The following is an 8,637-nucleotide window of genomic DNA, read 5'->3' on the forward strand; positions in this document are numbered from 1 at the left end:
CCAATCCACAGCACCCTGAAACTATTGTAGCATTCCGCTGGAGAGCGGTCTATAAATACTACTATTTTATTATACGAGGTAACGCCTATGAACAATACGATTCCTTTTCACTCCGCACCCCATGCTCCGCAGATCACGGTGGATGTAAACATCTTGTCTGTGTTGAAGCAGGCGGCATCCTGTTTGAGCGAAATGGCAAGCGAGAATGTCTACCTTGCCGCCATCGGCCCGGATATGGAACTCACTATTATCACGGAAGAGGATGCCCCTTCCGTTCTGCCCTGTTTCGATGAGGAGGATGCCCTGATTGCCGTGAAAGGCGCACCGTTGTTTATCAGCTACAATCCGGCGCAGGTCCTCAAGCTGGCAGGCAAGCGGTACCTGACCGGCCCGGTCATTTTCTACCGCACCGATGGGCACAGAGCCATCGTATCCCTGACGGTGGAGGACATTTACCGTTTTCAGACCTATCTGGAAAGCCACAGCACCACCCTGATGGCGGATGGTCAGAAGCTGACCTGCATCTGCATCGACTGAGGTGTACTATGCTGAATTTTTTTATCGGATTCGCATTTTTTGAAGCGGGTGCTATTTTCGGCTTCTTCGTAGCGGCTCTGCTGAACGCTGCCCACGCCGGGCAGGAGAGTACCATCTTTGAGGAGAATGATAATGGAACAGAATGAAAATACCCTTTCGGTGCTGAAAATTGCACCGGGACAGCATCCGCAGCAGGTCGAGATCGATAACGACCTGAAAGCCTTGCAGCAGGCGGTGGGCGGCACGATTGCTACTGTTTACCCCTTTGCAGACCCGGTGGCTATCATCTGCAATGACGATGGTAAGCTCATGGGTCTGCCCCTGAATCGTGCCCTGTGGGACGAGGATGGGCTGATGTACGATGTTATTGCCGGAACCTTTCTGGTGGTGGGGCTGGGCGAGGAGGACTTTGCGTCGCTCTCCCCGGAACTGGCGCAGAAGTACGAAGAGCATTTCCATCAGCCCGAAGCTTTTCTCCCTCTGGGACGCCGCCTGATGGTCATTCCGGTTCCGGATGAATCAGTTCAGAGTGATGCAGAAAAGGCTGTAAACAAGCCCCCGGTGGAACATGACCGCTAAGACGATTTTCTGCACAGGAGGTGGTAACGATGCAGGAAGAAATCGAGCATAAGACGGTCAACCTTGCCATCTCGACCACAAAGCTGTCCGCCCGGACTGTCCTGCGGGCAGTTAAAGCGGCGTTTCGGCTGTACCAGTCCAAAACATCCCAAGGTAAGCAAAGTGTCCGCACCCTATTGCGGCAGAACCGGGGCGTGTCCAGCGTGGAGATCAGCAAGACCGGCATCCGTGGGCTGGAACGCTATGCCAAAAAGTACGGCATCGACTACGCTATCCGCAAGGACAATTCCGAGGTGCCGCCCCGGTATCTGGTCTTTTTCAAAGCCCCGGATGCAGAAGCCTTTCACTCGGCGTTCAAGGAATATTCGGCATCTTTGCTGAACAAGGACAAGCGCCCCTCGGTACTGGCACGGTTGCAGGAACTGGTGCAGGCAGCGGCAGAACTCCCCGGCAAAGTCCGGCACAAGGAACAGGAGCGTGGACTGTGACCACGAAAAAGCTGACAAAGCTGCTGGCACTGTATCTGCCCTATATTTTGCTGGGGCTGGTGGCAACCAACTTTGGCGAAGCGTGGCGACTTGCCGAGGGCAAGGAACTGGGGGATAAGATCATGTCCATGATGGGAACCATCCCAGTGGCGTTTGCAAATCCTCTGCCCAGTCTGCACACTCTGGATTTGCTGGTGGGCTTGTGCTGCGGTGCAGGGTTACGGCTGGTGGTCTATCTGCGTGGCAAAAACGCAAAGAAGTACCGTCATGGCATGGAGTACGGCTCTGCCCGGTGGGGCACCCCCAAGGACATTGAGCCGTTCATGGCTCCCAAGTTTGCCGACAACATCATCCTGACCAAAACGGAACGGCTGATGATGAGCAACCGCCCGCCTGACCCCAAGAACGCCCGGAACAAAAACGTGCTGGTGGTCGGCGGCTCCGGCTCTGGCAAAACGAGATTTTGGCTGAAACCCAACCTCCTGCAATGCCATAGTTCCTATGTCGTAACCGATCCGAAAGGTACAATCGTGCTTGAATGTGGGCAGGCCATGCTGAAAAATGGTTATAAGGTAAAAGTTCTGAACACCATAAACTTCAAAAAGTCCATGCACTACAACCCCTTCGCCTATGTCCACAGCGAAAAGGACATTCTGAAACTGGTCACAACCCTGATGACCAACACCAAGGGTGAAGGGTCCGGCGGGGACCCATTCTGGGAAAAATCGGAGCGTCTTTTGCTCACTGCTCTGATTGCCTATCTGCACTATGAAGCCCCGGTGGAGGAGCAAAACTTCGCTACCCTGCTGGAGATGCTGAACACCATGCAGGTGCTGGAGGACGATGAAGAATACCAGAACCCGGTGGATCTGCTGTTTGAAGAACTGGCAAAAAAGAAACCCAACAGCTTTGCCGGGCGGCAGTACAAACTTTACAAGCTGGCTGCCGGTGATATATGCTCTAAGTGACTTCTTAATCATGATTTTGTCATGGTTAGTGAAGCAATCACTTAGAGCATTTTTGTTTCAGGAGGTACAGCCATGAGAAATGAAAAAATTACCCCACTGTACGAGCGCCTGAGCCGGGACGACGAGTTACAGGGCGAGAGCAATTCCATATCCAACCAAAAACAGATGTTAGAGGATTTTGCCCGCCGGAATGGGCTGCCAAACCCTACGCACTTTACAGATGATGGTATCTCAGGCACCCGTTTTGACCGCCCCGGATTTTTGGCGATGATGGAGGAAGTGGAGGCAGGGCGTGTAGAGGCAATCGTCATCAAGGACATGAGCCGGTTGGGGCGCGACTATCTGAAGGTCGGTCAGGTCATGGAGGTTTTGCGGCAACGCGGTGTTCGTCTGATCGCCATCAACGACGGTGTGGACAGTCTGAAAGGCGATGACGATTTTACCCCATTCCGCAACATCATGAATGAATTTTACGCCCGTGATACCAGCAGGAAAATCCGTTCTGTGTTTAAGGCAAAAGGTATGAGCGGCAAGCACCTGACCGGCACTGTGATTTACGGCTACTTATGGGACGAAAAACGGGAGCATTGGCTGGTAGATGAGGAAGCCGCCGAAGTGGTACGCCGTATCTTCTCCCTCACGCTGGAGGGATATGGGCCTTATCAGATTGCCTGCAAATTATCCGCAGATCGGATTGAAATTCCCGTCGTACACCTTGCCCGCTTCAACGAGGGTGTGAACCGTTCAAAGCCGGTCAAAGACCCCTATGGATGGGGATCATCTACCATCGTGAACATTTTGAAAAAACGAGAGTATTTGGGGCACACCATCAATTTCAAGACCCGCAAGCACTTTAAGGACAAGAAAAGCCACTATGTTTCTGAGGACGAGTGGACGATCTTTGAGAATACCCATGAAGCCATTATCGACCAGCAGACCTTTGATCTGGTGCAGAAAATCCGCAGCAATGTACGGCGTTATCCAAACGGCTGGGGCGAAGCAGCTCCCCTCACAGGCTTACTCTATTGTGCCGATTGTGGCGGCAAGATGTATGTCCACCGCACCAACAATGGCAAGCGGATTTCTCAATATACCTGTTCCAATTATACCAAAGTTCCGTGTGGGACACTATGCCTTACACAACACCGTATCAATGAGAGTGCTGTTCTGACATTGGTTTCCGACACACTCCGGGCTATCGCTGAATATTCGAGAAATGACCGGACGGAATTTATTCACACTGTTCAGGAGACGCAGGTTGCTCAACAGAGTGCCGATATATCGAAAAAGCGCAGGCATCTGGCTACTGCCCAAAAGAGAGCCGGAGAACTGGAAAAACTGATTTGCAAAATCTATGAGGATAACGCCCTCGGCAAGCTGCCGGATACACGATATAAGGCGCTTGATGCACAGTATGCCAAAGAGCAGGACGCACTTGAGATTGAAATTGCGGAGTTGGAAAAGGCTGTTACCGGCTATGAGCAGAGCCAGAAATCAGCAGAGAAATTTATAGCCCTGATTGATAAGTACGAGAATTTTGACACGCTGACAAATACCATGCTCAACGAGTTTGTAGAGAAAATCCTTGTCCATGAACGCTCCCGAAAAGGCAGTCAGGATACCACGCAGGAAATTGAAATCTACTTTAATTTTTTAGGACGCTATATTCCACCATCCTTACAGCCGGTTCCTTTAACCCCAGAGGAACAGGAAGAATTGCGGAAAAGAGAAGAACGCAAGGACAGGCTCCATCAGAACTATTTGAAGCGGAAAGCCAGCGGCGCACAGAAACGGTATGAGGACAAAATCAAGGCGAAGAAAAAAGCGGAAATGGACGCTAAGAAAGCCCTGATCCGGGCTGAGGATATGAAAAAAGGTGTTTTTTCTACTATCGGGCAGCTACCAAAAGAAGAACCGCGCAAAGGCAGCATAGCAGCCAGCGCAGCAGTCTAATCATCACGGAGCAAAGGAGCATGAATATGAGTAAGTTGACTTACATTCGTTGTGGAGATTATGATATACCCAACCTAAAACTTTCTGAACAGCCGGAAACTTCTATCGGCAAGTACGGCAGGATGCGAAAGTCCTACCTGAAGGAACACCGTCCTATTCTCTACAACCAACTGCTGATGAGCGAGAAACTGTATCCGCACCTGTTAGAGATTGATTGGACAGCGCAGGAGCGCGTGGACACCATGTTGCCTCACATGATGGAGGCTGCGGGTGTCACTGAGGAACTGAAAGCCTGTGATCCTATGCGCTGGGTAGGACTGATGAACACATTAACGGCACAGATTGAGGAAATTTTAATCAGGGAACTGATTTGCAGTTGAATGGGAGGTGTGGGAAATGCTGACCTTTGAAAAGGTTCTGGAAGTGTTTCAGGCATATCTGGATGATGATCCTCTGTATGAGGTGGTGCAGACCAGCCACGGTTATACATTGATGGCATGGGAACCTCACCGGAATGACTGGTACAGCGCCGAAATACAGAAAACTCCGGAGGATTTGCGAAACGCCTTGCTGGATACATACGCCAACTTTCTGGAAGATAAGATTACCGGAAATGACCGCGATCTGACTGTGACAGAAACCGGAGAAATCCAGCAGAGGTGCCGGGAACTTTGGGAAAAGTGCCGGGAAACTTGATATAGAAACGCCAGAAGGAGGCCGCGATTATGCGTCCTCCTTCTGCTTCGCAGTCTGTTCCATTTTGAGCGCCCCGTCTATGGCACCTTCGATAATCGGCAGGTATTCTTCAGGGCAAAGCTTCAGCTTGTGGCTGACTCGTTGCCGCTGTTCGCTTTCTTCCCGCATGATCTCCGGGTTAAAATACCGTTCCACGGGAAGTCCGCAGACCTTAATCAACTGGATCATCACAGGCAGGCTCGGAATCGCACCTTGATTCTCAATGTTGGCAAGATACCGCCATTCAATCCCAACCATTTCTGCCAATGTTTTTCGTGCCAGACGCTTTGCCTCTCGTGCGGCTTTGACATCTGCGCCGAAGGTTTCAAAACCGGGACAATCTTCAACTTTCGCCATATAACATCACCCAGTTACATTGTATAATTCATACTTTGCCTGTGGAATGTTGCTATATGCAGGTTGGTTGAAGTTTATAATTCACATTCCGTTTCTTGCATTGTTCGAGAAAGAGAACTATAATGTACTCTGTGGAGGTGCGAAATGGACTATATGACATTGAAAGAGGCCGCCGAGAAATGGGGCGTGACACCTCGTAGGGTAAATTATTATTGTGCCGGTGGGCGTATCCCCGGCGCTGTGAAAATGGCCGGTGTTTGGCTGCTCCCTAAAACTGCGGAGAAGCCGCTTGATGGCCGGACAAAACAAGGAAAGGAACTACGCCATGAATAAAATTTTGATTATAGATGATGACAGAGAACTGTGCGCTTTGATTAAACGCAGCGTACAATCGGAACATATAGAAGCCGATTTTTGTAATACCGGAAAAGAGGGCTTGCAGAAATTAAAAGAGCAGGAGTATCAGCTTGTGGTGCTGGATGTGATGATGCCCGGTATGGATGGCTTTGAAACGCTGGAAGAAATCCGCAAAGAGAACAGCCTGCCGATTTTGATGTTTACATCCAAAAATGACAGCATTTCTAAAGTGCGGGGCTTACGGGCCGGGGCGGACGATTATCTGACAAAACCGTTTGATATGGACGAACTGATTGCCCGTATTGCGTCCCTCATTCGCCGCTACACCCGCTTTAATCATCAAGCCGGAGCTGTGCAAAAACTGGATTTTGATGGATTGCAAATTGACCTTGAAAATCGTTCTGTTACGACGGAAAATGGCACTTTTGAACTTCCACCAAAGGAATTTGATCTGCTCCTGTACTGCGCAAAGCATCAAGGAAAAATTTTGACAAAACAGCAGATTTATGAGGAAGTTTGGGGCGAAGAATATTTCTATGATGACAGTAACATTATGGCGATTATCAGCCGGCTTCGTAAAAAATTAGAAGTCAATCCTTCAAGCCCAAAGTATATCCAAACGGTCAAAGGGATTGGCTACCGCTTTAATAAGGAGGTATAGCCAATATGGAAATCATCGTTTTCTTGTCCATTGTGATTGCTGTTGTGGCTGTGCTGACTTCCATCGTTCTCGTTCGGCGCGTAAAAAAACAAATCGCAGAAATGACCGATGTGCTGGTTGATGTGAAAAACGGAAATGGCAACCGGCGTATTCTGTCTGCAACAAATGAATTGACAGCACCTCTTGCCTATGAAATCAATGAGATTGTTGTGTCCTATGAAAGCAGACTTTCAACTGTACGGCAGACAGAAGAAACCAACCGCCAGCTTATGACGAGCCTTTCCCATGATGTTCGGACACCCCTTACCACTCTGATTGGGTATCTTGACGCTGCACACAAAGGACTGGTCACAGGAAAAGACCGGGATGATTATATTGAAACCGCCCGACGGAAAGCCCATGATCTGAAAGAATATATTGATGTGCTCTTTGACTGGTTCAAGTTAAATTCCAATGAGTTTGCTTTGGAAATCCAGAGCGTTGAGGCCGCAGAGCTGACAAGAAATATCCTGATTGACTGGATACCGATTTTTGAGGATAAACAGGTTGATTATGACATTGATATTCCCGAACAGCCTGTCCGGGTAAGATTGGATATGGACAGCTATATGAGGATCGTCAACAATCTCATTCAAAATGTAATCGCTCACAGCCATGCAGACAAAATCAAAATTGTCCTGTCAAAGAAGGAAAATAACATGGAGCTGCTGCTGGCGGATAATGGAGTAGGAATTGAGAAAGACGATTTGAAACACATATTTGAACGGCTTTATAAGTGTGATAAAGGACGCTCCGAAAAAGGAAGCGGACTTGGTCTTTCTATTGTCCATCAGCTTGTAGAAAAGATGGGTGGAAGCATAACAGTTGAAAGCTTTCCGGGAGAAGGAACTGAATTTATGTTGCTTTTTCCTTTGGAGATTTAAGCGGGTTCCCGTCTTTATGGCGGGAACCTTTGTCATTTTTGCCGGATTTCAAATTGCAAGGTTAATGCAAGGTTGCGGCAAGGTTAATGCAAGGTTGGCGTGATAGAATACCTTACAGAACAGGAGGTTTTGAATATGGATACAAATTACATCATTGAAACAAAAAATCTGACGAAGCAATATGGCTCACAAAAGAGTGTGGCTGACTTAAATATCCATGTGAAGCGTGGGAGAATTTATGGTCTGCTGGGCAGAAACGGAGCCGGAAAAACCACTACCATGAAAATGCTGTTGGGCTTAACGAAGCCGACTTCCGGGGAGGTCAAAATCTGGGGGAAACCCTTGCAGGGGAATGAAAAGAAATTGCTGCCCCGTATTGGTAGCTTGATTGAGTCTCCCGGCTTTTATCCCAATCTGACCGGCACAGAGAACCTGCGTATCTTTGCTACCCTGCGGGGCGTACCAAACAATCATGCCATCAAAGATGCTCTGGATCTGGTAGGACTGCCTTACAAAGATAAAAAGCTCTTTTCACAGTATTCTCTTGGTATGAAGCAGCGGCTTGCCATCGCCCTTGCCGTTATGCACGATCCAGAACTTTTAATTTTGGATGAGCCGATCAACGGTCTCGATCCTATCGGTATTGCAGAAGTACGCTCCTTTATTCGGGAGCTTTGCGACGCAAGAGGAAAAACCATTTTGATTTCCAGTCACATTCTTTCGGAGATTTCCTTGCTGGCTGACGATATTGGAATTATCGACCACGGCGCATTGCTGGAAGAAGAAAGCCTTGCTGAACTGGAGCAAAAAAGCAGTAAGCATATCCGGTTTACACTCTCTGATACTGCACAGGCGGCAAGAATTTTGGAACGCAATTTCCATGAAAACCATTTTTCCATACAGGACGACCACAATCTGCGCCTGCACAACCTTGATCTGCCTGTGGGGAAAATTGTAACTGCCTTTGTAGAAAACGGATTGGAGGTATCGGAGGCGCATACCTGTGAAGAAAGTCTTGAAGATTACTTCAAGCGTGTGACAGGGGGCGAAGGAATTGCTTAAACTAATCAAATGCGAAT

12 protein-coding genes and 1 pseudogene are annotated in these 8,637 nt (G+C 48.8%); 12 read left to right on the forward strand and 1 reads right to left on the reverse strand.

What is annotated here, in order from left to right:
- Positions 1-87: 87 nt before the first annotated feature.
- From GKG34_RS15400 to GKG34_RS15430, 8 genes and pseudogenes are all read left to right on the forward strand, one after another.
- Positions 88-537, forward strand: coding sequence for a hypothetical protein (locus GKG34_RS15400; RefSeq protein WP_154256836.1), 450 nt, complete (start codon positions 88-90; stop codon positions 535-537).
- An 8-nt stretch (positions 538-545) separates the two neighbouring features.
- On the forward strand, positions 546-683 hold the full coding sequence (locus tag GKG34_RS15745; RefSeq protein ID WP_173015267.1) for a hypothetical protein: 138 nt from the start codon (positions 546-548) through the stop codon (positions 681-683).
- Complete coding sequence (locus GKG34_RS15405; RefSeq protein WP_154256838.1) at positions 670-1,116, forward strand: DUF3846 domain-containing protein; 447 nt, start codon at positions 670-672, stop codon at positions 1,114-1,116. The genes GKG34_RS15745 and GKG34_RS15405 overlap by 14 nt, the downstream gene beginning before the upstream one ends.
- A gap of 29 nt (positions 1,117-1,145) precedes the next feature.
- Positions 1,146-1,604: a PcfB family protein gene (locus GKG34_RS15410; RefSeq protein ID WP_154256840.1), complete on the forward strand. Its 459-nt coding sequence runs from the start codon at positions 1,146-1,148 to the stop codon at positions 1,602-1,604.
- Positions 1,601-2,554, forward strand: a pseudogene (locus GKG34_RS15415) (type IV secretory system conjugative DNA transfer family protein); the annotation flags it as partial. The gene GKG34_RS15410 and the pseudogene GKG34_RS15415, both read left to right, overlap by 4 nt.
- A gap of 90 nt (positions 2,555-2,644) precedes the next feature.
- Positions 2,645-4,525 carry a recombinase family protein gene (locus GKG34_RS15420; RefSeq protein WP_005933672.1) on the forward strand — a complete coding sequence of 627 codons (1,881 nt, stop codon included), beginning with the start codon at positions 2,645-2,647 and terminating at the stop codon, positions 4,523-4,525.
- 26 nt (positions 4,526-4,551) lie between these two features.
- Positions 4,552-4,905, forward strand: coding sequence for a TnpV protein (locus tag GKG34_RS15425; RefSeq protein ID WP_035394338.1), 354 nt, complete (start codon positions 4,552-4,554; stop codon positions 4,903-4,905).
- 16 nt (positions 4,906-4,921) lie between these two features.
- The gene (locus GKG34_RS15430) at positions 4,922-5,221 is read left to right on the forward strand and encodes a hypothetical protein (protein ID WP_005933668.1); all 300 of its coding nucleotides are present in this window, start codon (positions 4,922-4,924) and stop codon (positions 5,219-5,221) included.
- A 27-nt stretch (positions 5,222-5,248) separates the two neighbouring features.
- On the opposite strand, the gene GKG34_RS15435 is transcribed toward GKG34_RS15430, so the two are convergent.
- On the reverse strand, positions 5,249-5,617 hold the full coding sequence (locus tag GKG34_RS15435; RefSeq protein ID WP_005933665.1) for a helix-turn-helix transcriptional regulator: 369 nt from the start codon (positions 5,615-5,617) through the stop codon (positions 5,249-5,251).
- A 144-nt stretch (positions 5,618-5,761) separates the two neighbouring features.
- On the opposite strand from GKG34_RS15435, the gene GKG34_RS15445 reads away from it, so the two are divergent.
- The 4 genes from GKG34_RS15445 to GKG34_RS15460 all read left to right on the forward strand — a co-directional run bounded on the left by GKG34_RS15445 (position 5,762) and on the right by GKG34_RS15460 (position 8,620).
- The gene (locus tag GKG34_RS15445; protein ID WP_005933662.1) at positions 5,762-5,950 is read left to right on the forward strand and encodes a helix-turn-helix domain-containing protein; all 189 of its coding nucleotides are present in this window, start codon (positions 5,762-5,764) and stop codon (positions 5,948-5,950) included.
- Positions 5,943-6,635, forward strand: a complete 693-nt coding sequence (locus tag GKG34_RS15450; protein WP_007037412.1) for a response regulator transcription factor — start codon at positions 5,943-5,945, stop codon at positions 6,633-6,635. The genes GKG34_RS15445 and GKG34_RS15450 overlap by 8 nt, the downstream gene beginning before the upstream one ends.
- Positions 6,636-6,640: 5 nt before the next feature.
- A complete protein-coding gene (locus GKG34_RS15455) occupies positions 6,641-7,558 on the forward strand; it encodes a HAMP domain-containing sensor histidine kinase (RefSeq protein ID WP_002596319.1) in 918 nt (305 codons plus the stop codon).
- 135 nt (positions 7,559-7,693) lie between these two features.
- Positions 7,694-8,620, forward strand: coding sequence for an ABC transporter ATP-binding protein (locus GKG34_RS15460; RefSeq protein WP_002594743.1), 927 nt, complete (start codon positions 7,694-7,696; stop codon positions 8,618-8,620).
- Positions 8,621-8,637: the final 17 nt, after the last annotated feature.

The sequence above is a fragment of the Faecalibacterium sp. BIOML-A4 genome (assembly GCF_009679665.1).
In the GTDB taxonomy this organism is placed as follows: Bacteria; Bacillota; Clostridia; order Oscillospirales; family Ruminococcaceae; genus Faecalibacterium; species Faecalibacterium taiwanense.